The organism is Kitasatospora sp. NPDC087861 (genome assembly GCF_044742585.1).
Classification (GTDB): domain Bacteria; phylum Actinomycetota; class Actinomycetes; order Streptomycetales; family Streptomycetaceae; genus Kitasatospora.
On the sequence record NZ_JBIUUS010000018.1, the window covers coordinates 119,842 to 144,885 of the forward strand.

At 74.7% G+C, this 25,044-nt stretch carries 22 protein-coding genes and 3 pseudogenes; 10 read left to right on the top strand and 15 right to left on the bottom strand.

What is annotated here, in order from left to right; all coding sequences use genetic code 11:
• Positions 1-12: 12 nt before the first annotated feature.
• The 7 genes and pseudogenes from ACIOJE_RS24985 to ACIOJE_RS25015 all read right to left on the bottom strand — a co-directional run bounded on the left by ACIOJE_RS24985 (position 13) and on the right by ACIOJE_RS25015 (position 7,971).
• Complete coding sequence (locus ACIOJE_RS24985) at positions 13-1,179, bottom strand: cupin domain-containing protein (RefSeq protein ID WP_400778958.1); 1,167 nt, start codon at positions 1,177-1,179, stop codon at positions 13-15.
• On the bottom strand, positions 1,176-2,144 hold the full coding sequence (locus ACIOJE_RS24990; protein WP_400778960.1) for a carbon-nitrogen hydrolase family protein: 969 nt from the start codon (positions 2,142-2,144) through the stop codon (positions 1,176-1,178). The genes ACIOJE_RS24985 and ACIOJE_RS24990 overlap by 4 nt, the downstream gene beginning before the upstream one ends.
• A gap of 17 nt (positions 2,145-2,161) precedes the next feature.
• The gene (locus tag ACIOJE_RS24995; RefSeq protein WP_400778962.1) at positions 2,162-4,576 is read right to left on the bottom strand and encodes an FAD-dependent monooxygenase; all 2,415 of its coding nucleotides are present in this window, start codon (positions 4,574-4,576) and stop codon (positions 2,162-2,164) included.
• A complete protein-coding gene (locus tag ACIOJE_RS25000; protein WP_280685656.1) occupies positions 4,573-4,974 on the bottom strand; it encodes a thioesterase family protein in 402 nt (133 codons plus the stop codon). The genes ACIOJE_RS24995 and ACIOJE_RS25000 overlap by 4 nt, the downstream gene beginning before the upstream one ends.
• Before the next feature lie 6 nt (positions 4,975-4,980).
• Positions 4,981-6,600: pseudogene (locus tag ACIOJE_RS25005) on the bottom strand (AMP-binding protein); the annotation flags it as partial.
• A 130-nt stretch (positions 6,601-6,730) separates the two neighbouring features.
• A pseudogene (locus ACIOJE_RS25010) lies at positions 6,731-6,853 on the bottom strand (aldo/keto reductase); the annotation flags it as partial.
• Between the two features lie 158 nt (positions 6,854-7,011).
• Positions 7,012-7,971, bottom strand: coding sequence for an alpha/beta hydrolase family protein (locus tag ACIOJE_RS25015; RefSeq protein WP_400778964.1), 960 nt, complete (start codon positions 7,969-7,971; stop codon positions 7,012-7,014).
• A 150-nt stretch (positions 7,972-8,121) separates the two neighbouring features.
• On the opposite strand from ACIOJE_RS25015, the gene ACIOJE_RS25020 reads away from it, so the two are divergent.
• Positions 8,122-8,718 carry a TetR/AcrR family transcriptional regulator gene (locus ACIOJE_RS25020; protein ID WP_400778966.1) on the top strand — a complete coding sequence of 199 codons (597 nt, stop codon included), beginning with the start codon at positions 8,122-8,124 and terminating at the stop codon, positions 8,716-8,718.
• A gap of 54 nt (positions 8,719-8,772) precedes the next feature.
• Here ACIOJE_RS25020 and ACIOJE_RS25025 read toward each other — a convergent pair whose 3' ends face one another.
• Entirely contained in the window at positions 8,773-9,759 is a 987-nt protein-coding gene (locus tag ACIOJE_RS25025; RefSeq protein WP_400778968.1) for a hypothetical protein, read from the bottom strand.
• Between the two features lie 231 nt (positions 9,760-9,990).
• Between ACIOJE_RS25025 and bla the strand changes: the two genes are divergently transcribed.
• On the top strand, positions 9,991-10,908 hold the full coding sequence (gene bla / locus ACIOJE_RS25030) for a class A beta-lactamase (RefSeq protein WP_400778970.1): 918 nt from the start codon (positions 9,991-9,993) through the stop codon (positions 10,906-10,908).
• A gap of 178 nt (positions 10,909-11,086) precedes the next feature.
• On the opposite strand, the gene ACIOJE_RS25035 is transcribed toward bla, so the two are convergent.
• Positions 11,087-11,584 (bottom strand): GNAT family N-acetyltransferase, encoded by a 498-nt coding sequence (locus tag ACIOJE_RS25035; protein ID WP_280685638.1) that lies wholly within the window; start codon positions 11,582-11,584, stop codon positions 11,087-11,089.
• Positions 11,581-12,906 carry a DUF6271 family protein gene (locus tag ACIOJE_RS25040; RefSeq protein WP_280685637.1) on the bottom strand — a complete coding sequence of 442 codons (1,326 nt, stop codon included), beginning with the start codon at positions 12,904-12,906 and terminating at the stop codon, positions 11,581-11,583. The genes ACIOJE_RS25035 and ACIOJE_RS25040 overlap by 4 nt, the downstream gene beginning before the upstream one ends.
• Positions 12,907-13,279: 373 nt before the next feature.
• Here ACIOJE_RS25040 and ACIOJE_RS25045 point away from each other — a divergent pair, with 373 nt between their 5' ends.
• From ACIOJE_RS25045 to ACIOJE_RS25080, 8 genes and pseudogenes are all read left to right on the top strand, one after another.
• Positions 13,280-14,479 (top strand): peptidoglycan-binding protein, encoded by a 1,200-nt coding sequence (locus ACIOJE_RS25045; RefSeq protein ID WP_400778973.1) that lies wholly within the window; start codon positions 13,280-13,282, stop codon positions 14,477-14,479.
• Between the two features lie 323 nt (positions 14,480-14,802).
• The gene (locus tag ACIOJE_RS25050) at positions 14,803-15,399 is read left to right on the top strand and encodes a DUF2269 domain-containing protein (RefSeq protein WP_400778975.1); all 597 of its coding nucleotides are present in this window, start codon (positions 14,803-14,805) and stop codon (positions 15,397-15,399) included.
• A gap of 52 nt (positions 15,400-15,451) precedes the next feature.
• Entirely contained in the window at positions 15,452-16,459 is a 1,008-nt protein-coding gene (locus ACIOJE_RS25055; RefSeq protein WP_280685655.1) for an MsnO8 family LLM class oxidoreductase, read from the top strand.
• 22 nt (positions 16,460-16,481) lie between these two features.
• Positions 16,482-16,865, top strand: a pseudogene (locus ACIOJE_RS25060) (TetR/AcrR family transcriptional regulator C-terminal domain-containing protein); the annotation flags it as partial.
• A gap of 567 nt (positions 16,866-17,432) precedes the next feature.
• Entirely contained in the window at positions 17,433-17,816 is a 384-nt protein-coding gene (locus tag ACIOJE_RS25065; protein ID WP_400778977.1) for a hypothetical protein, read from the top strand.
• A gap of 88 nt (positions 17,817-17,904) precedes the next feature.
• On the top strand, positions 17,905-18,918 hold the full coding sequence (locus ACIOJE_RS25070) for a transcriptional regulator (RefSeq protein ID WP_400778979.1): 1,014 nt from the start codon (positions 17,905-17,907) through the stop codon (positions 18,916-18,918).
• Positions 18,919-19,000: 82 nt separating this feature from the next.
• Positions 19,001-19,396: a roadblock/LC7 domain-containing protein gene (locus tag ACIOJE_RS25075; protein WP_348534194.1), complete on the top strand. Its 396-nt coding sequence runs from the start codon at positions 19,001-19,003 to the stop codon at positions 19,394-19,396.
• 62 nt (positions 19,397-19,458) lie between these two features.
• Positions 19,459-19,833 (top strand): hypothetical protein, encoded by a 375-nt coding sequence (locus ACIOJE_RS25080; protein WP_280685631.1) that lies wholly within the window; start codon positions 19,459-19,461, stop codon positions 19,831-19,833.
• A gap of 27 nt (positions 19,834-19,860) precedes the next feature.
• Here ACIOJE_RS25080 and ACIOJE_RS25085 read toward each other — a convergent pair whose 3' ends face one another.
• The 5 genes from ACIOJE_RS25085 to ACIOJE_RS25105 all read right to left on the bottom strand — a co-directional run bounded on the left by ACIOJE_RS25085 (position 19,861) and on the right by ACIOJE_RS25105 (position 24,969).
• The gene (locus ACIOJE_RS25085; RefSeq protein WP_400778981.1) at positions 19,861-20,262 is read right to left on the bottom strand and encodes a DUF6188 family protein; all 402 of its coding nucleotides are present in this window, start codon (positions 20,260-20,262) and stop codon (positions 19,861-19,863) included.
• A gap of 118 nt (positions 20,263-20,380) precedes the next feature.
• Positions 20,381-21,520: an NUDIX domain-containing protein gene (locus tag ACIOJE_RS25090; RefSeq protein WP_400778983.1), complete on the bottom strand. Its 1,140-nt coding sequence runs from the start codon at positions 21,518-21,520 to the stop codon at positions 20,381-20,383.
• A 116-nt stretch (positions 21,521-21,636) separates the two neighbouring features.
• The gene (locus ACIOJE_RS25095) at positions 21,637-22,521 is read right to left on the bottom strand and encodes an SGNH/GDSL hydrolase family protein (RefSeq protein WP_400778985.1); all 885 of its coding nucleotides are present in this window, start codon (positions 22,519-22,521) and stop codon (positions 21,637-21,639) included.
• Positions 22,496-23,692 (bottom strand): glycosyltransferase, encoded by a 1,197-nt coding sequence (locus ACIOJE_RS25100; protein ID WP_400778987.1) that lies wholly within the window; start codon positions 23,690-23,692, stop codon positions 22,496-22,498. The genes ACIOJE_RS25095 and ACIOJE_RS25100 overlap by 26 nt, the downstream gene beginning before the upstream one ends.
• The gene (locus ACIOJE_RS25105) at positions 23,689-24,969 is read right to left on the bottom strand and encodes a glycosyltransferase family 1 protein (RefSeq protein WP_280685626.1); all 1,281 of its coding nucleotides are present in this window, start codon (positions 24,967-24,969) and stop codon (positions 23,689-23,691) included. The genes ACIOJE_RS25100 and ACIOJE_RS25105 overlap by 4 nt, the downstream gene beginning before the upstream one ends.
• Positions 24,970-25,044: the final 75 nt, after the last annotated feature.

Genomic DNA, 25,044 nt, shown 5'->3' on the forward strand with positions numbered 1-25,044 from the left:
CGGGTCGGTGGGTTACCGGGCGGTGACGGACTGGTGCCCGTCGGGGTCCGGGTGGGCCTCCTCGCGGTAGAGGCCGAGCGCGTGCATCACCGGGAAGTCGTTGAACGAGAACAGGCAGGCGTCCTCGCCGGGGTCGAGGTTCGCGTGCTCGTGCCAGGCCCAGGACGGGACGACGAAGACGTCCCCCTGCCGCCACGCGAAGCGCTGCCCGGCGATCACCGAGACACCGCGCCCCTTGGCCGCCGTGTAGACCACCGAGCCGGTGTGGCGGTGGGCGCGGGTGGCCTGGCCGGGGCGCAGCAGCTGCAGGTGGGCGGCCATGGTGGGCATCACCGGGCCGCCGGTGACCGGGTTGGTGTACTGCATGATCACGCCGTCGTACGGCGATCCCTCGGTGGCACGGGCGAGTTGGCACAGTGCGTGGTAGCTCGGCTCCCAGGGCCAGCCGAGCAGCGGGGAGTAGGGCCTGGTCCAGGTCTCGACGCCGTACGGGAGCAGGTTGCCGCCGTAGCTCAGCAGCGAGGAGTTCACCACCGGGCCGGGTCGCTGGTACAGCTCCGGGTGCACCTCGTAGAAGTTCGCGTCGAGCATGTTGACCAGCGGGATGTCCAGGCCGTCCTGCCAGATCACCGGGGCGTCGTCGGACTCGTTGCCGTGCTCGTGCCAGGAGTTGTTGGGCGTGATGGCGAAGTCGCGCGGGCCGACCTTGAGCTTCTGGCCGTTCACGATCGTCCAGGCTCCGGTGCCCTCGTGGACGAAGCGCAGGGCGGCGGCCTGGTGGCGGTGCGCGGTCATCGCCTCGCCGGGGCCCATGATCTGCAGGCCGGTGTACAACAGGCCGACGGCGGCGCTCAGTTCGCGGCGTCCGGGGTTGACCAGCATGACCACCCGGCGGCCGGCGTCGTCGGCCTTGACCAGCGGCAGTGCCTTGCGGACCAGCGGGCGCAGGTCCGCGTAGCGCCAGAGCACCGGTACCGACCTCGGCTGCGGGTACCAGGGCTCGATCTCGTTCGCCACCGTCCACAGCGCGCCGGCCTCGTGCTCGGCCAGTTCCTCGTAGTAGGCGGTGAGTTCGGGGCTGTCGCCGACCCTGGCGCGGCCGATCCGGTCGTCGTGGTCGGCCGTTCCTTCGTGACCGGCCGTGCCCTCGTGGCCGGTCATGCCGTGGTGGCTGGTCATGCCTCCTCCTCCAGTACCAGCGGCCGCAGCGGACGGTTGTCCACGTGCAGCCGGAAGACGTCGAAGCGGTTGTAGTGGCCCACGATGTCGTGCATCTGCTTGGGCTGGATGCACCGGCCGAGGTCGATCTCGGCGTAGACGATGCCCTCCTCGTCCACCAGCGGTTCGCCCACCGGGCGTCCGTCGGGGCCGAAGATGCCGGACAACGCGCTGCGCGGGCGGGCGAGTTGCTTACGGACCTGCTGGTCCTCGCCGGCGATCAGGTCCACCATCTCGGGCGAGATCGTGGAGCAGGAGACCACGGTGTACAGCTTGCCCTCGAAGCAGTGCGCGGCGGCGCGCAGCGCGATCGCCTCCGCCATGTCGTAGTCCTCGGGGGCCACCGGCAGGGCGATGTAGCTCGCGGCGTGGACGAGTTCGCCCTGGGCCAGCAGGGTGAAACGGGCCAGGGTGTTGGTGTTCTCGCCGCAGGCCAGCGCGCCGAGCGGGCCGACGGCCGTGCGGTGGACCCGCAGGGAGCTGCCGTCGCCGGGCGTCCAGGTCAGCTTCTCGGCCCAGGTCGGCACCAACTTGCGGTGAACGCCGAGCAGTTCGCCGTCATCGCCGATGATCAGCAGGGTGTTGTAGAGCACCCCGAGGCTGTGCCGCCCGCGCTCGTTGACGCCGATCACCAGCACCACGCCGGCCTGCCGGGCGGCGGCGCGCAGGGTGTCCACGTACGGGCCGGGGACGTCCACGGCGGCGCGGTAGAGGCGTTCGTACCAGGGGGAGCCCTGGACCGGGGTCATCGTCCAGTTCCAGTACGGGTAGCCGGGGACGAAGACCTCGGGGAAGACCACCAGGGTGGCGCCGTGGCCGGCTGCCTCGTGGATCAGGGCCACGGCCTTGTCCACGGTGGCGGCCGGGTCCAGGTAGACGGGGGCGGCCTGCACGGCCGCGGCGGTGAAGCGGGGCAGATCCGGCATGGGTTCTCCTCGGCTGCTCAGCGTGGTCCGGGCGGGGGCGGCGGCCAGCGGCGGTGCACCGGCGCGGGCGGCTCGCGCCGCAGGTGCAGGCGCGGGGCGACCCGGTCGGCGTTCGGGCCCGGCGGTCTGCGGCTTCCCGCCGACCAGGGTCCGGGCCAGCGCGCGCCCGGCCCGGTGTAGCCCTGCTCGGCGGCGGCGTGCAGCGTCCAGAGCGGGTCGTACAGCTGGGCCCGCCCGACCGCGACCAGGTCGGCCCGCTCGGCCAGCAGGACGGAGTTGGCGTCGTCGTGCCCGGAGATCGCGCCGACCGCGACGGTCGGCAGGCCGGTGGCACCACGGATCAGTTCGGCGAACGGCGTCTGGTAGCCGCGGCCGTACGGCGGCCGCTGGTGGGCGACCACCTCGCCGGTGGAGACGTCCACCGCGTCCGCCCCGCCGTCGGCCAGCGCACGGCAGATCGCGACGGCCTCCGGCTCGGTGGTTCCGCCGGGCGCCCAGTCGCAGGCCGAGATCCGCACCAGCAGCGGCCGCCCGGCCGGCCAGGCGGCGCGGACCGCCGCCAGCACCTCCAGCGGCAGGCGCAGCCGGTGGGCGAGCGGGCCGCCGTAGCGGTCGGTGCGGTGGTTGGTCAGCGGTGAGAGGAAACCGGAGACGAGGTGCCCGTGGCCGAACTGCAGCTCCAGCGCGTCGAAGCCGGCCCGCGCCGCGCGCTCCGCCGCAGCGGCGAAGTCGTCCACCACGGCAGCCAGGTGGGCGGCGCTGGCGGCGTGCGGGGGAGGGCTGCCGGGATCCCAGGGGAGCGGTGAGGCGGCGAGCAGCGGCCAGCCGTCGGCGAGCGGGCGCCCGATCCCGTCCGGGCCGGGGGCGGCGGTGGCGCCCCGGCGGCCGGCGTGGGTCAGCTGGAGACCGAGCGGGGTGGGGCTCACCGCGCGTACGGTGTCGACGAGTTCGCGCCAGGCCGACTCCTGGTGGTCGCTCCACAGCCCCGGGCAGCGGTCGGTGGCCCGGCCTTCGGGGCTGACGGCGGTCATGCCGGCGAGGATCAGTCCGGCACCGCCGAGCGCGTGCGCGGTCAGCTGGGCCCGGTCGAAGCCGCTGGGCAGGGTGTCGGCGGAGGTGAAGGTGGCGAGCGGGGGCACGACGATGCGGTTGGCCAGCTCCAGCGTGCCCAGCTTCAGCGGCCGGAACATCGGCGGTACGCCGGGCGGGCCGCCGGCGGCGGCGTCCACCGCGTCGACGAAGGCGGGATCGCGGGCCCGCAGACTGCCGTAGGTGACCCGGCGGCTGCGGGTGAGCAGGTTGAACGCGAACCGGTCGGCGTCCTGCCCGGTGCGCCGCTCCAGCGTCTCGAACCACTCCAGGCTCGCCTGCGCGGCCCGCTGGGTGGACTCCACCACCGGCCGCCGCTCGGCCTCGTAGGCGGCCAACGCCTCGTCCACCGAGGGTTGTTCCCGCAGGCTCGCGGCGAGCGCGAGGGCGTCCTCCAGGGCGAGTTTGGTGCCCGAGCCGATCGAGAAGTGTGCGGAGTGCGCCGCGTCGCCGAGCAGCACCACGTTCCGGTGGCGCCAGCGCGCGTTGCGTACGGTGGTGAAGCGGATCCAGCGGGAGGCGTTGGGGATCAGCCGGTGGCCGTCCAGGTGTCCGGCGAGTAGCTCCGCGCAGCGCCGCACGCTCGCCTCGTCGCTCTCGCCGCGCGCCGGCTCCGTCGCCGCGAGGGCGTCGAAGCCGGCCCGGCGCCAGGCGGCCTCGGCGATCTCCACGATGAAGGTCGAGCGCGTCGCGCTGTACGGGTAGGCGTGCACCTGGAGGGCGCCGAAGTCGAACCGCTCGACGATGAAGGTGAAGGCCTCGAAGACCTTGTCGGTGGCGAGCCAGATGTAGCGGCAGTGCCGCTCGTCCAGGTCGGGCCGGAAGGTGTCGGCGTATGCCGCCCGGGTGGCCGAGTGGATGCCGTCGGCGGCGACCACCAGGTCGTAGTCGGCGGCGAGGCGGTCGACCGGCGGGGCGGCCGTGCGGTAGCGCACGTCCACCGCGAGGCGTTCGCACCGCTGTTGCAGGATGGCGCGCAGCCGGTTGCGGTCGAGCGCCGCGAAGCCGTGCCCGCCACAGGTGCGGACCCGGCCCGCGTAGCGCACGTCGATGTCGCTCCAGCGGGCGAACTCGGCGCTGATCGCGGCGAAGACCTCCGGGTCGGCCTGGGCGATGCCGTCCAGCGTCTCGTCGGAGAACACCACGCCGAAGCCGAACGCGTCCTCCCGGCCATCGCGTTCGAACACGGTGATCTCCCGGTGCGGCGCCAACTGCTTGGCCAGCGCGGCGAAGTAGAGCCCGCCCGGCCCGGCGCCGATCACCGCGATGCGGCGGGCGGTGACGGGCCCTGGAGCGCCTTCGGCGGCTGCGGCCGCCGCACGAGCCCCGGCCCCGGCGGTCACCGGATCACCTCCGCCTGCTGCGGGCCGGCCTCGGCCAGTGCCCGGCGCACCGGAGCCGGCCAGGGCTCGGCGCCCTTGGCGTGCGGCGCGGCGTGCACCACCGACATCCGGCCGGACGCGGCCAGGCCCTGCGGGCCGTGCACCTCGAAGGCGTAGTGCAGCGAGGACCCGCCGACCCGGACCACCCGCAGCTCGGTGCGGACCACGTCCCCGAACCAGAGCCGCTCGCGGTAGTCGGCCTCGAAGTGCACCCGGGGGATCCGCCCGAACAGCTCCGCCAGGCCCAGCCGTCGCAGCAGCGCCGCCTCGGCGGCCTCGGCCCAGCGCTGCACGGCCGAGAAGTGGTAGTGCCCGGCCGCGTCGGTGTCGGACCACTCGACCCGGCGCTCGACCGCCACGCTGGCCGGGGCGGTCGCGGCCCGTCGGCGCAGCTCGGCGCGGTGCAGCTTGCCGGTGGCGGTGCGCGGCAGAACGGTGACGAACTCGACCGCGCGCGGGTACTTGTACGGGGCGATGGTCCGTTTGACGTGCTCCTGGAGCTCCGCCGCCTTCTCCGGTCCGGCGGGTACGCCCTCGCGCAGCACCACGTAGGCCTTGACCACCGCGCCGCGCCGCTCGTCCGGCGCCCCGACCACCGCGCAGTCGGCGACGTCGGGGTGGGCGGCGAGGGCCTGCTCGACCTCGGGACCGGCGATGTTGTAGCCGGCCGAGACGATCATGTCGTCGTTGCGCGCCTGGTACCAGTAGTAGCCGTCCTGGTCGCGGACGTAGGTGTCGCCGGTGAGGTTCCAGCCGTTGCGCACGTAGTCGTGCTGGTGCTCGTCGTCCAGGTAGCGGCAGCCGGTCGGACCCTTGACGGCGAGCAGCCCGGGTACGCCGTCCGGCACCGGCCGGCCGTGCCGGTCGAGGACGGCGGCCCGGTAGCCGGGGACGGGGCGCCCGGTCGAGCCGGGGCGGATGTCGTCGTCGGCGGCGGAGATGAACACGTGCAGCAGCTCGGTGGCGCCGAGGCCGTCGATCAGCCGTTGTCCGGTGGCCGCGCGGAAGGCCTGCCAGAGGGCGGCGGGCAGGTGCTCGCCGGCCGAGACGCAGCGCCGTACGCCGGACAGGCGGTCGGCGAGCCCGGCGGACAGGATCGCCCGGTAGGCGGTCGGCGCGGTGAACAGCACGCTGACCCGGTGCCGGTGGACCTGCTCGGCGAGCTGTTCGGGGGTGGCCTGCTCCAGCAGCAGGCTGGCGGCGCCGGCGCGCAGCGGGAAGACCACCAGGCCGCCGAGCCCGAAGGTGAAGGCGAGCGGCGGGGTGCCGGCGAACAGGTCGTCGGGGGTCGGCCGCAGGAGGTGGCGGGAGAAGGTGTCGGCGTTGGCGAGCACGTCGCGGTGGAAGTGCAGGGTGGCCTTGGGACGGCCGGTCGTCCCGGAGGTGAAGGCGATCAGCGCGACGTCGTCGGCGGCGGTCGGGACGGCGGTGAAGTCGCCGTTCTTGGCGGCGCAGCGGGCGGTCAGGTCCTGCGGGCCGGGCCCGCCGAAGGCGAGGGTCCGCAGGCCGGGCGTCTCGGCGCGGGCGAGGTCGTCCAGGTAGCGGTGGTCACACAGGGCGACGACCGGCCGGGCGATCCGGTGCAGGGCGGTCAGTTCGGCGGCCCGCAGCAGCGGCATGGTGCTGACGACCACCCCGCCCGCCTTCAGCACGCCGAGCCAGCAGGCCACCAGCCAGGGGGTGTTCGGGCCGCGCAGCAGCACCCGGTTGCCGGTGGCCAGGCCGAGGTCCTCGGTCAGCAGCCGGGCCACCCGGTCGGCGCGGTCGCGCAGTTCGCCGTAGGTCCACCGGCCGGTCGGGGTGAGCAGGCAGCGGCGGTCGGGCCCGAGCCGGGCGATCGTCGCGTCGAGCAGCGCCTGGGCGCAGTTCAGCCGGTCCGGATAGGACAACTCCGGTATGTCGAAGAGGAGTTCGGGCCACTGGTCGAAGGGCGGGAGATGGTCTCGACAGAACGTGTCCACGTGCGCGGAGGGGGATAGCTCCATGGGCGGGCACCTCATCGTGCGAGCGGGGAGTGAGGCCAGTATGGCGCCCCGGTGACGCCAGTCAAGAGAGCGATACATGCATTCGGGGGAGCGGGCGTCGTGCGGGCGCCCCACGGCACGACTCCGGCCTCGCCGCGTCGACGATGGCGGTTGCCTCGTCCTGAGCGGTGCGCCCGACCCTGCCGACGTTCCTCGCGCCGAGCGCGAGGAGGCTGACCTGCGCACCGGTGCGGCCCAGGGTGCGGTCCGGCATGACCGTGCTTCCGCCATGGCGACGGGGGAAGCGCGATGGCACGTCACCGCTGGGGTGTCGGGCCTGCCCTGGCGGTGCGGAGCGAGGTCGGAACCCAGGGGCGCTCCGGACGTGTCACTCGCCCCTTCCCCCGCATGCCTCCGCACCGCCTGGTGGGCCTACTTGGATTCGATCCTTCCGATCGGGTTGGGCTCGGACGCCAGCGTCTGGCGCGCCGCCTGCCAGGCGGGGTCCCCGGGGTGGAGCTCGGTACGGAGGTAGGCCCAGGTCAACCGCTGGACCGCGGCGACTCGCCGGGGGTTCTCGTCCGTGGTTTCGGCGGCGTCGTAGCCGGAGATCCCGCCGAGCCCGTGCTCCGCGTCGAACAGGGTGAGCAGGGACTTGGGGCCCGGCGAGAGGACGTACGGGTCGGCGTGCCAGTCCGGGCCCCGAACCGTCAGGTGGGCCGAGGAGTCCTGGTCGCCGGCGACCACGAGCGTGGGTGTCGTCATCCGGGAGAAGTCCGTGGTCAGGAGGAAGGGGTGGTTCTCGGCGACGGACGTGGTCAGTGCGTCGCCGCCGCTGCCGGGCGCGGCGAGCAGGACGCCCGCTGTGATCCGGGAGTCGGCCAGGTCCACCTGGGTGCCGGTGCGGGGGTCGGTCAGCCGTGCGCCCAGGAGCAGGCTCGCGGTGTGTCCGCCCATCGAGTGCCCGGCCACGGCGATCCTGTTGTGGTCCAGGCGCCCGGAAAGCTGCGGGACGGCGGCCTCGATCGCGTCGAGCCGGTCGAGGATGCGCTTCATGTCCTCGGCCCGCGAGCGCCAGTACAGCGGCGCCTCGGGGTGGTCGGGATCCAGGCTCAGCGTCCTTGAGCTCAGATGGGTGGGTTGGATGACGACGAAGCCGTGTGCCGCCCAGTAGTCGGCGAGGGGGGCGTAGCCGTTCAGTGAGGAGAGGTTGTTGGAGGGGCCTTGGCCGTGCGAGAGGAGGATGACCGGCAGGTCGCTCCCGGTCACGGGGGCGGAGATCCGCACGTGCAGGTCCACGGCTCGGCCGGGAGCCGGCACCACCACCGGGCTGACCGAGAGGACGGGAGCGGGCGCGCCGACGGTGTCGGCTGCGGACGTCGATTCACTCATGGTGTTCCCTTTCCAGGGCCCTGCCGCCGGTCTCATCCGGCGGCAAGGCGGACGGGAGGGGTCCGCCTCGACTAAGCTCGAAGCGGAACCTTGTTCCGCTAACGATACGGAACGCCGTTCCGCTTAGTCAACATCGTCCGGAGGGAGAGCATGGTGTCCACTGCAGGCCGGCCTGGGGACGCGCCGGCCCGAAGCAAGCGGGCCGACGCGCTACGGAACCAGCAGACGCTGCTTGCCGCCGCCGCCGAGGTGTTCGTCACCTCCGGCGTCGACGCGCCGATCCGTCAGATCGCGGCCAGGGCGGGTGTCGGAGTGGGCACCATCTACCGCAACTTCCCGACCCGGGCGGACCTCGTCGTCGCCGTCTACCGCCACCAGGTCGAGGCCTGCGCCGAGGCCGGACCGGCCCTGCTGGCCGCCTCCGCCTCCCCGCTCGCGGCACTCCGTCAGTGGGTCGACCTCTTCGTCGACTTCCTGGTCACCAAACACGGACTCGCCAACGCGCTGCAAGCGGACAGCGGCTTCGAGGCGCTGCACACCTACTTCCTCGACCGCCTGGTGCCCGTCTGCACGCAGTTGCTCGACGCCGCGGTCGACGCCGGCGAAGTCAGGCCCGGCACGCAGGCCTACGAACTGATGCGCGGCATCGGCAATCTCTGCATCGGACGTGACGGCGACCCCCGCTACGACCCCCGCCGCTTGATCGGACTGCTTCTCCAGGGGCTGCAGCGACCGCGGTCATCCTGATGCCGACGGCGCCCGGTGGTCCTGCGGTTTCCACGACGATCATGCCGACCGGGGTCAGGCGGCGCCCTGGGCGGCGGCGTCCGGCTCCCGGCCGTCCTGGGCCTGCTGGGCGCGTTCGGCCAGCAGGCGGGTGAACAGGGCCAGCACCGGCATGGCGGTGGCGGTGCCCGGACCGGCGGCGCGGAGGTGGAGCAGCGTCGTGCCGCCCCGCACCAGCGCCTCCGCCGAGTCCGTGCCGTGCGTCCGGGCGGCGCGCTGGTCGCCGACCGGGGGGAGCGGGACCGGTGCGGACGGGTCGTCGCCCCCGGTGCGGGCGAGCAGCGCGTCGAAGGCCCGGCCGGCGGCCTCGGGGGAGGCGAAGGCGATCACGGTGAACTGTGCGCTGTGGCCGGTCGGGTCGTGGATCGTCTCCGTGGCGTAGGCGAGTTGCTGGTCGCAGGCGTCCGGGAGCAGGCACGGCGCGTCGGTGCCGGGGCCCGACCCCGACCGCGGGCCGCTCTCCACCTGCCACCCGCCCGGCAGGGCCCGCGGATCGGGCAGCACGTGCTGCACCTGGGCGGGGTCGCGCAGCGTCCGTGCGGCGTGCGCCAGGTCGGGCCCGCCCGGCCGCAGGAGCGGGCGCGACCCGAGGTTGATCCCGACGGCGACCAGGGCGGCGGCGACGACCAGCGCCAGCGTGACGACGAGGGGGGCCGCGCCACGCCGGGCGGCCCGGGCCCGGGCGCCGGTGACCGCCGGATCCACCCGCAGGTGGACGGTCGGCGGGTCGGCGGGTCGGCCGAGCTCGGTGGTGGCCAGGTACCGCGCGAACGCCGGGTCCGCGGCGAGCAGTTCGCCGACGGCGTCGGTCAGTCCGGCCCGGGCCCGGGCGTCCCCGGGATCGGCCTCGATCGCGTCCACGGCGCGGGCGCCGTCCGCCGTCGCCCGCAGCCGCGCCCGCACCAGGTCCGCCGGCCCCCGCCCCGGGCCGCCGGCTACGCCCTCGGCCGCCCGGATCAGCACGCCGACCACGCCTGGTACCAACTCCTGGCCGTCCCCCATGGAAACTCCCCCCGCCCCACGAGCCGTCGCCCCCCACGATCGCGGACCGGACGGCGGTTCGCACCCCCGTCGGACGGAACGGAGACGGAACCGCAACCGGGCCCGGACGGGCGTGGGCTGGTGCGGCCGATGATGGGGAACGGATTCGGGCGCGGCCGCGTCCAGACAGGGGACGAACGGTTCCGGGTGCCCTGAACCTCCGTCACGGTCGAGTTCCGGCACGAGTGGAGGATGATGGTCATGAAGGTACGTCCGAGTCGGCGCGGGGTTCTCTCCGGGGTCGCCGCGACGGCCCTCGCCGCCGTGCTGCCCACCGGCGGAACGGCCTCCGCCCAGGGCGTGTCCGGCGAGGAGATCGCCGGTCGGCTGCGTGCGCTCGAACAGGAGCACTCCGCGCGACTGGGGGTCTTCGCGCGGGACACCGGTACCGGCCGGACCGTGCTGTACCGGGCGGACGAACTGTTCCCGATGTGCTCGACCTTCAAGACGATCGCCGTCTCGGCGGTGCTGCGGGACCTGGACCATGACGGCGAGTTCCTCGCCCGGCGGATCCGGTACACGGAGCAGGACGTCGAGAAGTCCGGCTACGCGCCGATCACCGGCCTGCCGGACAACCTGGCCGGCGGCATGGCGGTCGCGGACCTGTGCGCCGCCGCGATCGAGTACAGCGACAACACCGCCGCGAACCTGCTGCTGGCCGAGCTCGGCGGCCCCGGCGCGGTGACCCGCTTCTGCCGCTCCATCGGCGACGGGGTGACCCGGCTCGACCGCTGGGAGCCGGCCCTCAACTCGGCGGAACCGGGGCGGGTGACCGACACGTCGAGCCCGCGCGCCCTCGGCCGGACGTACGCCCGGCTCGCCCTCGGGGACGCCCTCGATCCGCAGGGCCGGGAGCGGTTGACCGGGTGGCTGCTGGGCAACACGACCAGCGGCCGGCGCTTCCGCGCGGGGCTGCCCGAGGGCTGGACCGTCGCGGACAAGACCGGCACCGGCGGCTACGGCACCACCAACGACGTGGGCATCACCTGGCCGCCCGGGCGCGGACCGATCGTGCTGGCGGTCCTGGCCACCAAGCGCGACGCCGCCGCACCGGCCGACGAGAAGCTGGTCGCCGACACCGCGGCGCTGCTGGCGGCCGCCCTGGCCTGACGGCACGCCGCCCAGCCGGAGACGCACTGGTCGCAGCGCCCGCAGGCGTCCGCGTACGGACAGCTGCCGGTGGGGGCTGCGCGCGGGGCGCAGCCACCACCGGCTTCACCCGGTGGGGTGATCTTCGCCGTCCGGACCAGGCCGAAGGAGAGATCATTCGTCCAGGTGTCCCCGCAGGTCAGCGCACCGGCATCGACATGTAGACCGCGCGCCGCCCGTAGCACGAGGGGACCGCCACGTCCCGGTGCGCCCGGTAGCCGAGCAGCCGCAGCAGGATGTCCGCCCCGCGCACCGCGACCATCGAGATCCGCTCGTAGCCCAGCTCCTCCGCCCGCTCCCGGAAGTGCCGGATGAACCCCAGCGCGACGTCCCGGCCGCGCAGGTCCTCGGCGATCACCAGGTCGTGCACGTGCAGGTTGTCCGACGCGAACACCGCCTCCTCCGGCCGGTCGAGGTCCGGGCAGCGCAGCGGCGGGTACGGCAGGCTCAGCAGGTAGCCGCGGACCGTGCCGCCCTGCTCCAGCACGAAGCAGGTCCGCGGCGAGGCGAGGGCGCGGGACTGCAGCGCCTCCCGGCCCTCCGACAGGCCGTCGGCCGCGTAGGCGTCGTGCTCCAGCGCGACCACGGCGTCCCAGTCGCCGTCGGCCAGGAGCCGGATCCGGAGGTCCTCGCTCACCCGGCCGGAACCTCCGAAGCGGCGCCGAGCCCCTCCGCGCGGGAGGCGGCCACCAGCGCCGCCCAGGCCTCCATCAGCACCGCCCAGCGCTCGGCGTCCTCCTGCGCCTCGTCCAGGAGCTGCTGCCGCTTCCCGGCCACCACGTCCGCGAGCTCGGCGTACTTGCCGCCCAGCTTGCGGTAGGAGCGGTCCACGACGTCCAGGCAGTGCTCGTTCCCGGCCCGGTCCCAGTCGACGCTGCCCCGCACCAGGTCGAGGATCGGCTCGACCTTCAGCCCGTGCCGCTCGTCCAGCAGTCCGCGGCCGAGGTCGATCATCCCGCCGTAGACCGGGTACAGGTACAGCATCGAGAGCAGGAACTTGACGAACCGCAGCTGGTAGGAGATGAAGCCGGCGCCGGTGCGGCGCTCGGGCGTGTAGTAGTTGACGATGTGGCGGTTGTGGACGACGCCGGGCAGCCGGGAGTGGACCATGGCGTGCAGCAGGGCGTAGTCGCAGCCGATGGTCTCGATCGAGGGCAGCAGCGGCAGCACCTCGTAGGCCCGGTGGTCCAGGGCGATGTTGCACATGTAGACGTCCCAGATGTCGGGCACGCCGAGGACGGATTCGTCGGTGCTGAACGGCTCGGTGCCGGTGCCCTTGAAGGAGACGTCCACCATCGCGTCCCGGTCCTCCTCCGACCAGACCGGCGGGGTCCACAGGCGGACCAGGTCGCGGTAGACGGCCGGGTCCAGCTCGTGGATCTCGCCGATGTCCACGTTGAGTTCGCCGATGAAGGAGCCGCTGACCAGCATCACCGGCTTGTCCGCGTCGGCCGGGTCGAGCTCGGAGCGGGACACGCCGGCCACCGCCTCGCCGGCCGGTCGGCCGATCGAGAGCAGCTCGTGGTGGATCGGGAAGATCTTCTGCCCGTCGACGACCTGGAAGTCGGCGTCGTCGTTGCGCAGGTGCGCCGAGGTGCAGCCCAGGGCGGCCGCGCCCAGGAAGAGCCGGTTGACGCAGGAACCGTACGCGACGGCCCGCGGGAGCATCATGTCGAGCAGCAGTTCGGGGTCGGCGGCGCCGGAGCGCTCGGTCACCCGGCGCAGGAACTCCCGCTGCCGCGCCCCGCTGAGGTGGTGGACGACCACGCCGGGGGTGGGCTCCAGCGCGGCCACGGTGCCCGCGTTCTGCGCGAACTCGACGGCGTCGGTGGTGTCGAGGATGAGGAGGTGCACCTCGACGTCGAAGTTCGCGACGGCGTAGGCCGCCTCCTCGGCGAGTTCCGCGATGGTGTCGGGGCAGGGTCGCATGGTGGGCAGGGCGAGGCAGACTCTTTGCATGGCGGTGGAATCTCCGTCGGGACGTCAGAATCGCTGTGGTGATGACGGTATGAGTGCTTTGAGTGCACCACCGTGGACTAGACCAGTTCCGAAGTCAACGATTGACAGGGCGGCTTCGGCGGGATGGAATGCGCCCCCGCCCGACGGCTTTCCGGAGCCTCTCGGGCTTCCTTCGGGGCACGGCGGAGCACGGGTCCGGCGGCGCGCGGAGCGGGCGCCCGTTTCGTACGCGAGGACGAATACCCATCACTGATCCGAACGGCCGTGCGAGTGTGGGTGGTTCATTGCCGCGTATTGCGCCGTTCGGGTCAAACCGGAGGCCGGACCTGCCGATACCCGCAATGACGTCCGTACGCCGTCCGGAGGAGAGCGCATGCCTGACCTGTGGCTGCCCGGTGCCGAGATCCACGACCTCGGCGACCACGCGCCGACCGACCAGCAGTACCCGCCGAAGGCCATCGCCCACATCACCTGGGACCGCAACGCCACCGCCGCCGCGCCGCAGGACTGGTGCCCGTACGAGGACCTGGTCGGCTACTTCACCGGCAGCGGCGCCGGCGACGCGCCGCACCTGGTCTGGGACCCGTTCAGCGGCCGCACGGCGCAGCTGTTCCCGGCCGACTCCCGCTCGAAGAGCCTGCTCAGCCCGACGGCGAGCCCGACCCGCACCAACCGGGCCGGCCGGGTGGTCATCCAGATCGAGGCGGTGTTCTTCCCGTACTGCCGCCACCAGGGCACCGTCTACCCGCGGTTGACCGACACCCCCTGCGCGGGCTGGGACCGGATCCACGCCTGGATCGCCTCCTGGGGCGTGCCGGACGTGTGGCCGATGGGCCGGCCCGTCGACTTCTCCTCCCACCGCGACGAGCAGGTCTGGGAGACCTGCGGCGGCTGGTTCGCGCACGCCCACGTCCCGTTCAACGACCACACCGACCCCGGCTCCTGGCCCGACTTCACGGCCGGGCCGGGCGCCCCGACCACCCCGCCCTCGCAGCAGCCTCCGGCGCCCCCGCAGGGGTCGACCCCGGCCCGGTACCAGACGAGCATCAACGGCCTCCCGTACGGCTACGGAGCCCAGGGCTACCAGGTCACCGCGGTCGGCCGGGCGCTCGTCGCACAGGGCTTCGGCGCCCACTACCGGTCCGGCCCCGGGCCGACCTGGACCGACGCGGACACCGAGAACTACGCGGACTACCAGCGGAGTCTGGGCTACTCCGGCCAGGCGGCGGACGGCGTGCCGGGCGAGGACTCGCTGCGGCGGCTGCTCGGCTACCTGCCCGGGCCCCGGTCGGTGTCGCTGGCGCACGTCGTGGCGGCCGCCCGGAGCGACCCGGGGGCCGAGCAGGGGCACCGGACGTACGGTGCCGAGGTGGCGATCGTCGAGCAGGCGCTGGCGGACGAGGGGCTGCTCGAACAGCGGTGGGTGGACGGCTCGTTCGGCAGCCTGACGATCACCGCCTACGCGGGCTGGCAGCGCCGCTGCGGGTACGCCGGCGCTGCCGCGGACGGCATCCCGGGGCGGGACTCGCTGCAGCGCCTGGGCGCGGCGCGGGATTTCGCGGTCACGGACTGACCGGCCGTGACGGCCGGCGGGTGGTGACGGGCCGGCCGTCACGGACCGGCCGGTGGTGACGGACCGGCCGGGGGAGAGGGGCCGGCCGGGGGAGAGGGGCCGGCCGGGGGAGATGGGCCGGCCGGGGTCGGTGATTCCGGGCCTCCGGGGGCAGGATTCGCCGGGGCGGCGGGTACGCCCGGGGGAGACCTGCGATGCCTTGGGTGCGAAGGTGCGTACTCGCCTCGGAGTAGTCGAGGTTACTTCCGCCGGCAGACGCCCGATGACGGTCGGCCGGGGCAGTCTGGGCGCGTCCTCGTGGCCCCGACTCGAAGGAGGTACCCGTGCGCTCGTCCACCCGCGCGGCGACGGCGCCGAGCCCCGCCGCCCGACGGAGCGCGGCCGGCCGCCGGTTGTCGCCGTCGGCGCGCAAGCGCCTGGTCGTCCTGCACATCACCGTCTCGGTGAGCTGGTTGGCGTTGATGCTGTGCCTGCTCACCCTGGCGGTGACGGCGCTGACCACCGACGACGCCGACCGGCTGAGAACGGCCTACCGGGCGATGGGCATGCTCGGCGACGCGCTGATCCTGCCGCTCAGCCTGCTCACCTTCCTGAGCGGGGTGGCGCTGGGGCTCGGCACGTCCTGGGGCCTGTTCCGGTACTACTGGGTGAGCACCAAGTTCTGGCTGACCCTCGCGGCGATGGCGGCCTCGGTCCTCGCCCTCACCGACCGGCTGCACGACGCCGTGCGGGTGGTGGCCGCGCACCCGACCGGGCCGATCACGGCGGCGGACCTCGGCTTCGTCCGCTACAACACGGTGATCGTCCCGTCCGTCGCGCTGGCGCTCTACCTGCTCAACGTCGTCCTGTCCGTGTTCAAGCCCTGGGGCCGGCGGCCGGAGGGTGCTCGGCGCGGCCGCATACCCGGGGCGGCGCCCTGACCGGCCCGGGCTGGGGGAATGCCCGCCTCGGCGGCGGGTGTTGTCCACCGACGTGACCAGCGCGACGCCCACGACCAGGCTCTCCGTCCTCGACCGCTCCCGGACCAGACGGGGTGAGGAGCCGGCACAGGCGCTGCGGGACACGGTGGCCTTCGCCCGCGAGGTCGAGCGGCTCGGGTACCACCGCTTCTGGGTCTCGGAGCACCACGGCGTGCCCGGGGTGGCGGGATCGGCGCCGACCGTGCTCGCCGCGGCGGTGGCGGCGGCCACCACGCGGATCCGGGTCGGCACGGGCGGGGTGATGCTGCCCAACCACCAGCCCCTCGTGGTGGCCGAGCAGTTCGGGGTGCTCGCCTCGCTCTTCCCCGGCCGGATCGACATGGGGATCGGCCGCTCGGTCGGCTTCACCGACGGCGTCCGGCGGGCGCTGGGCCGGGAGAAGGACGCCGCGGACGACTTCGGCGCCCAGCTGGCGGAACTGCTCGGCTACTTCGACGGCTCGCAGCAAGCCCATCGCGGCGTCCACGCCCGGCCGTCCGAGGGCCTGCGGGTGCCGGCCTTCGTGCTGGCCACCGGCGCGGGCGCCGACCTGGCCGCCGACGCCGGACTGCCACTGGTCATCGCCGCGGCCCGGGGCGAGGAACGGATGCTCGCGGCGATCGACCGCTACCGCGCCCGGTTCCGCCCCTCGGCGCAGGCCGCCGAGCCGTACGTGGTCGTCTCGGGCACGGTCGCGGTGGCGGAGAGCGCCGACCGGGCGCGGGACCTGCTCGTCCCCGAGGCCTGGTCCGGCGCGTACTCCCGCACCCACGGCGAGTTCCCGCCGCTGGCCCCCGCCGCCGAGATCCGGGCCCGGTCGATGAGCCCGCGCGAGCTCGCCGCGTACGAGCAGTCGCTGAAGGGCCACATCGCGGGCACCCCGGAAGAGGCCGTCGCCGAACTCGCCGCCCTGGTGGCGCGCAGCGGCGCGGACGAGTTCCTGATCACCACCAGCACCTACGACCGCGCCGCGCTGCTCGACTCCTACCGGCTGCTCGCCGAGGCGGTCGGCCAGGCCTGAGCGGGCCCGGCCGGACCAGTCCTGGGACGCGGCGCTGCGCACCTGGGCGCACGCCTACCGGGACGCCTTCGCCGAACACCCCGGCATCGGCCGCCTGCTCGCCACCGCCCCGCTCGCCGAACCGTTCATGCACCAGCTGTACGAGCGCGCCGTCGCCACGCTGGAGGGTGCGGGCTTCGCCGCCCGGGACGTGATGGGTGTGATCACCGCCCGGGAGAGCTTCATCCTCGGCTCCGCCCTCGACCTGGTCGCCCCGGACGTCATGGTCGACGCCGTCGACCGCGACGCCACCCCGCGCCTGGCCGACGCCCTCGACGCCGTCCCCGCCGGCCGCGAACGCGCCGACCAGGCCTTCGGACTCGGCCTCACCGCCCTGATCGCGGGCTACCGGGCCCTGCTGTCCTGACCACTCGTCGCGGCCGGGCCGTCGTCCGCTCCCGTCCCCCATCCGATTTCTGAGCAGGTGTGATGACCTGCTAATGTTCTTCTTGTCGAGAGGAGATGTTCTCTCGACCAGGCGTCAGCGGTGCTACCAGAGCACGTCCTACTTTCAGTAGGAAGAGTCCGTGCGATCCGGGCCTGGCGCTCTACCCGAAGGGGCTCGTTCCGTCCAGCGGAACGGGCCCCTTCGTCGTGTTCGGGCCCCGGGCGGCGGTTCGCGTCTTCGGTCCTCCTATCGCATTTCCTTGGGTGAAACCCTGCCGTGCGGCCGGTTATCGGCCAAGGTCCCGTGCCAGGTGATCGATGGGCGCCGGTCCATGGCGTCGCCGGGCCAGCGGGTTCGCCCGTCGCCGGGGGCAGGCGTTCCGTCGTACCTTGGCTGGAAGCAGTCGCTGCCGATGTGAATATGCCATTGGAATGTTCGTCATACGGAATCCGGCAGTAGCCTTCCGTGTCGAAGCCGCCACTGCTGGTGGCGGTCCGGCCGTGCCTTGCTGTGCCCGGCTGCCCAGACCCCTGCGAAGGAGCCGGTGTGCCGGGTATCGACGAATGCCTCGCCGGAGCGATGTCGATCGCCGGGGCGCGCTCCGCGAGCCTGGTCGACTGGGGCAGCGGACTCGCGCTCGGCAGCCTCGGCGAGTGCCCGACCGGCGACCACGAGACCTCGGCCGCCGAGACAACCGACTTGGTACGGGCGGCCGTTGAGAGCCAGACCTTCACCGGGGCGGAGGACCGGCGCTCGCCGCTGCAGGACGTCATCGTCACCGCCGGCCGCAGCTACCACCTCATCTTCTTCATCGACACCGTCTTCGACAGCCGCCTGATCCTGCACCTCTGGCTCGACCGCGCACAGGGCAACCTCGCCGCCGCCCGCTACCGACTCCAGGCGCTCGCCGAGGAACTGGTGCTCGGGTGAGCAGGACGCCCGCGACCGCCGTCGGGTTTCGGCCAGCGCACCGGACGGACCGCCCCCGCCCCCCGTGCACCACCGGGCGGTGGTCCGGATGACCGCCGCGCCCGCCGCCGTCCTTCCTTCCGTTCCGCCGCAGACTCCCGGCGAGGCACTCGGCCTGCTCGCCGCCCGCCGCGCCACCGGCGCCCTGCACGGCCCGCTCGGCAGCCTGTACCTCGTCGACGGCCGGGTGGCCCACGCCGACTCCCCGCGCGCGCCCGGCCTGGCCGACCTGCTCACCGGCTGCGGCCGGATCACCCCCGAGGACTGGGCGGAGCTGCTCCGCGTCCACGGCCCGCACACCCGGGTCGCCGAGGCGCTGGTCGAACGGCGGCTGCTCACCCGGGGCGAACTCGAACTCGGCCACCTGAGCACGCTCTTCGACGCCGCGTTCTTCGTCCTCGCCGACCGGACCGGCGGGCTCTGGCGGTTCGAACCCGAGGCCCGGCACTGGCTGGGGCCGGTGCGCGCGGTCGACGCCGAGCGGCTGCGCCGCGAGGCCGGGCGTCGAGGCCGACTGCTGGAACGGATCTGGCCCTGGCCGCAGCTCGACACCGCGCCGGTCCGCCCGGCCGCGCCGAGCGCGCAGCCGTCGCACCGTACGGCGGGCCGCCGTCGGCACGAACTCCTGGACCACGCCGACGGCCGAAGAACCCCGGCGGACCTGGCCCGGCTGCTCGGCCGGTCCGGCTTCGGCGTGACGGCGGACATTCGCCGCCTGGCCGCCGCCGGACTGCTCGACGCTCCGCGGCACGCCGCACCGGGGACCGCGCCGCCCGCCGAGCCACCGGCCGCGCCGCCCGCCGCGGAACCCGAGGCGCCGGCACCCGTCCGCCCGGCACCCGTCCGCCCGGCCGGCGGCCTGCACCGCCGCGTCCCCGGCGCCACCCTCCCCGGCGCCACCCGCACCGGCCCTGGGGCGCCCGGGAGCACAGCCCCCGGCCCCGCGGCCCCCGCCCGCTCCGATCGCCCGCCCGCCGCGGCAGCGGCCCACCCGCTGGCCGTCCCCGACCCGGACATCGCGCTGCTGACCCGGGTCCGAACCCTTCTGGAGGCCCGACTTTGAACCACTCTCCGCCCGCGACCCCGTCGTCCCGGCCATGAGGCGGGCGCTCAAGCAGCGTGTCGGAAGGAGACAACTGATCGCCTTGGAGACCGAGCTGCTCGCCGAACTCCGCGCCGTCAAGCACCGCGTCCCACACCTCGCGGGCGGCCTGGTGGCCAGCGTGGACGGCCTGCTGGTCGCACACGACACCCACGGGGCGGAACCCTCCGGCCTGGCCGCGATGACCGCCGCCTCGCTGTCGCTGGCCCAGCGGCTCGCCGACACCACCGGCCAGGGCGACTTCCGTGAGTCGCTGGTGCGCGGCGAGCACGGCTACGTCGCCACCTACGCGGCCGGCGGCAGCTGCGTGCTGACCCTGCTGGCCCACCCGGACGTCAACGTCGGCCGGCTGCATCTGGAGGCCCGCCGTTCGGCCCAGCGCATCGCCGGACTGCTCAACGACAGCCTCCTGCCCAAGGACCCGCGCGACCCCGCCTGACCGACCGACCAGACCTCGCGCGGCAACACCCATCACCCAACCACCGAACGGGAGTTACCCAGATGACCGACGCAGCCGGCGCGCTCAAGCAGGCCATGACCGTCATCGAGGGCGCCATCGGCGCGGCCCTCGTGGACTACAACAGCGGCATGGCGCTCGCCACCCTCGACGGCCCCGGCGGGCTGGACCTCAACGTGGCCGCCGCAGGGAACACCGACGTGGTCCGCGCCAAGATGCGCACCATGGACATGCTCGGCCTCCAGGACGGGATCGAGGACATCCTCATCACCCTGAGCAGCCAGTACCACCTGATACGGCCGCTCACCGGCCGCACCGGCAAGGGGCTCTTCCTCTACCTGGCGCTGGACAAGACGCGGGCCAACCTCGCGATGGCCCGCCACCAGCTCACCAGGATCGAGGCCGACCTGGAGGTCTGACCGAACGACGGGACGGTGCCCGGCGGCTCAGGCCCCGCCGGGCACCGTCCAACTGACCTCGCCGCCCGGCAGCCCCGCGCAGACCGCCCCCTCGGCGGTCACCACGCTCCACGGCGCGAGCTGCGCGTGCGGCGGGACGGACAGCGCGCCGCCCTCCGCGAAACCCAGCTCCAGGCCGCCGGCCGGCGTGATCTCGGCCAGGTCGACGGTCCGGCCGACCAGCGCGAGCAGGGCGCCGGTCGGCCGGAAGGTCAGCGCCGGAAAGAAGTGCGCCACCTCCGCCGGGGCGGCGAAGGACGGCGCCGCGAGGCGGAACTCGTGCTCCACCCGGACGCTCACCGGCCCGTCGAAGGTGAGGTCCAGTCGGCCGCCGCCGCTGACCGACGCCACCCGGCGGCCGGTCAGCACCTCCGTGATCCCGTTCTGCATGCCCCCAGTGTGGCCCACCCGACCGGAGCCTGTCCGCCCCGCCGGACCCACCCCCGCACCAGCCCCCGCGCCAAACCCCGCGCCACCCCCCGCGCCACCCCCCCCGCACCGACACGCCCTACCCGACGGCGAGCCCGCGTACCAGCTCGACCGGCCCGCCCGCCCGCTCCCGGGCAGCCAGCGCGGCGGCCGTCCGGGCCCAGGACGGGCCGGTCAGCAGCGTCCGGGCCTCGGCCGGGTCGCAGAGCCGACACTCCACCAGCTCCTCCTGCTGGAGCGCGATCGAGCCGAGCATCCGCTCCGTCACCGTGCCCCCGTCGAACACGGACACCAGCACGGCGGTGTCCCGCCCGGTCGCCGGGTCGGCCTCCGGATCGGCCGCCGCCCCGGGCTGCCAGTCCAGCGCCAGCAGCCGCCCCGGCTCGACCTCCCAGCCCAGTTCCTCGCGGATCTCGCGCCGGACGGCCGCCCGGGGCAGCTCCCGGTCCGCCTCGATCCCGCCGCCCGGCAGGGTCCAGTACGGCACCCGGCCGCGCGGCCCGTCCCACGGCCGCAGCCGGACCAGCAGCACCCGCCCGGCGCCGTCGGTGAACAGCGCCCGCGCCTTGGCCCGGATCCGCGGGCGGGTGGCGATGTAGGTGTCCCGGTCCATCGGCGGCTCCGAAGCCGGGCCCGGGGAGTGTCCGGGGCCCTGTCCACCGGGCCCGCCGCCCAGCGCGGGCACCCCGGCCGGCCCGGTGTACGCGGGCGGCGGTTCCACCGCCGGCAGATGGTCGAGTGTGTGGCCCACCGGTCGGCTGTCCTCCAGCTCCAGCGGGCCGGCCGACCGCGGCGCCCGCAGACAGGCCGTGACCCGCCGGGACAGCCGGGGCGGCAGCGCGTGGCCCGCCTGCTCCGGGGTCAGCCAGGCCCAGCCGCCGACCTCCGCCGCGTCCGGCCGGAACGCCGCCGCCTGCTCGGCGGTGAGTGGCTGCGCCCAGTACAGGTAGGCGGCGATCGGTGGCCGGAAGTCATCGAGCGTCCAGTCGATGCAGGCCAGCGGGCCCAGCCGGGGCGTGAACCCCAGCTCCTCCTCCACCTCGCGCACCGCGGTCTCCCGCGGCGAGCGGTCCTGCGGCTCCCACCCGCCGCCCGGGATCGCCACCGGATGCTTCCGGTCGTACGGCAGCCGCACCACCAGAACCCGCCCCCGCTCGTCCGGGAACAGCACCCCCGCCGCCGCCAGCAACTCCCGCCCGTCCCCGCGTGACGCCCCCATTGCTGCTCCCTCCGTCAGGCCCGACCCGAAGGCCGTGCCCTCCCGACGACATCCCCGGCCGCCCTCATGGTTCCCACCGCACACCGCATCCGATCAAGCCGCGGGCCGAAGCCCCCTCACCCCAGCGACGCGAGCGCCTGCGCCGCGGCGCGCGCCATTTGCTCGTCGTGCCGCCCGGTCGACCCGCGCAGCCGGGCGAGGCCCTCCGCCGCCGCCAGCGCGAGCAGCCCGGGCAGTAGGTCGGTGCTGCGGGCGGCCACCCAGCGGGTGCCCTGGGTGGCCATCCACCACAGGTCGGCGGCTCGGCCGGGCGGCGGCTCGGCCGGTGCGATGGTGGGCGGCGGGCCGAGCGGGTGCCCGGCGGCGGCGAGCAGCTCGTGGAAGCCGCGGGCGATCAGGTGGTGGCCCTCGGCGCTGGGGTGCAGCCGGTCGACGCTGAGCAGGCGCCGTTGTGCGCACCAGGGGAGGTCGGCGATGTGCAGGTGCACCGCCCGGTGGCGGGCGGTGAGGGCGTGCACCACGGTGTTGACGGCCTGCATCCGCCGCGCCAGCGGGCGGGCCAGTGGGGCGGGCAGGCGGAGCAGGGTGCCCGGATCGGGCAGGCAGGCGGTCAGCAGGACGGCGCCGTGGCCGGAGAGTTCGCCCATGGTGGCGTCCAACTCCAGGGTGGTGCGCCGGATGTCGAAGCCCGCCCGCAGGGTGTCGTTGCCGCCGACCACCACGGCCGCGAACTGTGGTCCGAGTTCCACCGCGGCCGGGAGTTGACGTTCCGTCAAGTCAACTGTCAGGGCGCCGCTGCAGGCCAGGTTGGTGAACTCGACGGCGCCGCCCGCAGGTGCCAGCGACCGGGCCAGGACGGCGGCCCAGCCGCGCCACCCCTCGCCGACCGGGTCCCCGACCCCTTCCGTCAACGAGTCCCCGAGTGCGACGAACCGCACCGGTCCGTCGGTGGCCGACCGGCCGTCCGCCGACCGGTCACGCCCGGTGCTGAGCACGCTCATCCCAACTCTCCTCCACCGCACCGGAGTTCCGTACGCCGTGAGCCGCCAGGAACGCCGCCACCGCGGCCGGCCAGCCGAACCGCTCGGCCTGCGCCCGGGCACCGGCCCGCCGGGCCTGCTCCGGGCGCGCCAGCAACTCCCGTACCGCCGCCGCGAATCCGTCCCCGGTGTCGGCGGCGGCCACCCCGGCCAGTCCGATCAGCCCGGGTAGGGCGGAGGAGCGGCTGACGGCCACCGGCGTCCCGCAGGCCAGCGCCTCCATCGCGGCGAGCCCGAAGGTCTCCACCGGCCCTGGCGCGAGCACCACGTCCGCGCAGCCCAGCAGCCGGGCCAGCGACTCCCGTCGGCCCAGGTGCCCGAGGAAGCGTACCGGCAGCCGCAGCCGCTCCGCCCGGGCCGCCAGCCGGTCCCGCAGCGGCCCGGTGCCGGCCACCACCAGGACGGCCGGCAGCCGCCGGGCCCGCAGCGCGGCCAGTGCCTCGATCGCCCGCTCGGGCCGCTTCTCGGCCGAGAGCCGGGAGCAGAGCACCAGCAGCGGTTCCCCCGGTGCGGCGTACCGCGCGCGCTCCCGCTCCCGCGCCGCCGGGGGCAACGGGCGCATCGCGTCCAGGTCCACGCCGAGCGGGGCCCGGGCCAGGTTGGGCGCGCCGATCCGCCGGAACTCCGTCGCCGCCCAGTCGGTGGTGCAGAGCACCGAGTCGTACGCGCGCGCGGTGGCCGCGTTGAGGCGGTCGGCGGCCGCGTCGGCGACCGGACGGGGCAGGCCCCAGGTGCGCAGTACCCCGGCGGCGCTCTCGTGCGACACCATCACCGAGCGGACGCCGTGCCGCCGGGCCCAGCCGCCGGTCCAGCGCAGCGTGGTGCGGTCGGACACCTCCAGCCGGTCGGGCTTCAGCCGGGTGAGTTCGGCGGCCACCGCCCGCCGGTCGGTGAGCATCCGGTAGCCGCCGCTGGCGGGCAGCACCGGCCCGGGCAGGGTGATCACCAGGCCCTGCTCGCCCTCCTCCTCGCGGCGCCGCTCCCCGGGCACGATCAGCACCGGCCGGTGCCCGGCGGCCAGGTAGCCGGCGCCGAGGTGCCGCAGCGCGGTGCGCAGGCCGCCGGAGACCGGGGTGACGAAGTTCGCGAGCCGCACGACGGTCAGCGGCTCGCGGTCGGCCGTGTCGGTCATGCCGGCAGCTCCTCCCCGATGGCGGCGGGCTCGACGGCGACCGGCTCGGCGGCGACCGGTTCTGCGACGACCGGCTCGGCGGCGACCGGTTCGCCCGTCGCCGGGGAAGCGGCCGGGGGAACGGTGGGCACCGGCACCCCGTGGTGCTCGGCCAGCACCTCCGCGTAGTGCCGCAGCAGCAGGTCGCCGACCGCCTCCCAGGTGCGCTCCGTCACCTCCGCCCGCCCGGCGCGCCCGTACGCGGCCCGCCGCGCGGGGGCGGCGGCCAGGTCCGCCACCGCCCGGGCCACCGCGGCGCCGTCCCGGGGCGGCACCAGCAGGCCGGTCCGGTGGTGTGCGACCAGGTCCAGCGGCCCGCCGGCGGCCGGGCCGATCACCGGCACGCCGCTCGCCATCGCTTCCTGGATGGTCTGACAGAAGGTCTCCAGCGGGCCGGTGTGCACGAACACGTCCAGGGTCGCGAAGCAGCGGGCCAGTTCCTCGCCCGTCCGGCGGCCGAGGAAGACCGCGCCGGGCATCGAGGCCCTCAGCCCGGGCCCGGACGGGCCGTCCCCGATCACCACCACCCGCACCCCGGGCAGCGCCGACGCGGCGGCCAGCAGGTCGACCCGCTTCTCGGGCGCCAGCCGCCCGACGTATCCGACCAGCACCTCCCCGCCCGGGGCGAGCGCCCGGTGCAGCGCCTCGTCGCGGTGGCGGGGGTGGAACCGCACCGAGTCCACCCCGCGCGGCCACAGCTGCACCCGGGGCACCCCGTGCGCGGTGAGGTCCTGCGCGGCCGGGGTGGACGGCGCCAGCGTTCTGGCGGCCGCCCGGTGCACGGCCCGGATCCGCCGCCAGGCGGCCGCCTCCCCGAGGCCCCGCCCGGCCCGGTAGGCGTGGGCGTACCCGGCGAGGTCGGTCTGGTAGACGGCCACGGCGGGCACGCCGAGTCGTGCCGCGACCTGCATCCCGCGCGCTCCGAGCACGAACGGGCTGGCCAGGTGTACGAGGTCGGGCCGGTGCCCGGCGACGGCGGCGGCCAGCTGCCGGCTCGGCAACGCGATCCGCACCTGCGGGTAGCCCGGCAGCGGCACCGACGGGATTCGCACCACCGGCAGCTCCACCGCCTCGGCGCCGAAGGTGTGCGGCGGGCACTCGGCGCCCCGCGCCGGCGCGGGGGTGACGACGAGGGGCTGGTGGCCCCGGCGGACCAGATGCTCGGCCGTCCGCAGCACGCTGTGGGCGACTCCGTTGACCTCGGGCGGAAAGGATTCGGTGACGATGACGACGCGCATGCCAGTGTTCTGTCCGCGCCCGGCGTGCACCCGGCCAAAGGGATCTGTCGTACAAGCGAACGCGGGTCGGCGATT

Bases quoted from the DNA above. Each gene is read 5' to 3' on its own strand.
- ACIOJE_RS24985 (WP_400778958.1), bottom strand. From the start codon at position 1,179: ATGACCAGCCACCACGGCATGACCGGCCACGAGGGCACGGCCGGTCAC.
- ACIOJE_RS24990 (WP_400778960.1), bottom strand. From the start codon at position 2,144: ATGCCGGATCTGCCCCGCTTCACCGCCGCGGCCGTGCAGGCCGCCCCC.
- ACIOJE_RS25015 (WP_400778964.1), bottom strand. From the start codon at position 7,971: ATGAGTGAATCGACGTCCGCAGCCGACACCGTCGGCGCGCCCGCTCCC.
- ACIOJE_RS25020 (WP_400778966.1), top strand. From the start codon at position 8,122: ATGGTGTCCACTGCAGGCCGGCCTGGGGACGCGCCGGCCCGAAGCAAG.
- ACIOJE_RS25025 (WP_400778968.1), bottom strand. From the start codon at position 9,759: ATGGGGGACGGCCAGGAGTTGGTACCAGGCGTGGTCGGCGTGCTGATC.
- bla (WP_400778970.1), top strand. From the start codon at position 9,991: ATGATGGTCATGAAGGTACGTCCGAGTCGGCGCGGGGTTCTCTCCGGG.
- ACIOJE_RS25040 (WP_280685637.1), bottom strand. From the start codon at position 12,906: ATGCAAAGAGTCTGCCTCGCCCTGCCCACCATGCGACCCTGCCCCGAC.
- ACIOJE_RS25045 (WP_400778973.1), top strand. From the start codon at position 13,280: ATGCCTGACCTGTGGCTGCCCGGTGCCGAGATCCACGACCTCGGCGAC.
- ACIOJE_RS25070 (WP_400778979.1), top strand. From the start codon at position 17,905: ATGACCGCCGCGCCCGCCGCCGTCCTTCCTTCCGTTCCGCCGCAGACT.
- ACIOJE_RS25080 (WP_280685631.1), top strand. From the start codon at position 19,459: ATGACCGACGCAGCCGGCGCGCTCAAGCAGGCCATGACCGTCATCGAG.
- ACIOJE_RS25085 (WP_400778981.1), bottom strand. From the start codon at position 20,262: ATGCAGAACGGGATCACGGAGGTGCTGACCGGCCGCCGGGTGGCGTCG.
- ACIOJE_RS25090 (WP_400778983.1), bottom strand. From the start codon at position 21,520: ATGGGGGCGTCACGCGGGGACGGGCGGGAGTTGCTGGCGGCGGCGGGG.
- ACIOJE_RS25095 (WP_400778985.1), bottom strand. From the start codon at position 22,521: ATGAGCGTGCTCAGCACCGGGCGTGACCGGTCGGCGGACGGCCGGTCG.
- ACIOJE_RS25100 (WP_400778987.1), bottom strand. From the start codon at position 23,692: ATGACCGACACGGCCGACCGCGAGCCGCTGACCGTCGTGCGGCTCGCG.
- ACIOJE_RS25105 (WP_280685626.1), bottom strand. From the start codon at position 24,969: ATGCGCGTCGTCATCGTCACCGAATCCTTTCCGCCCGAGGTCAACGGA.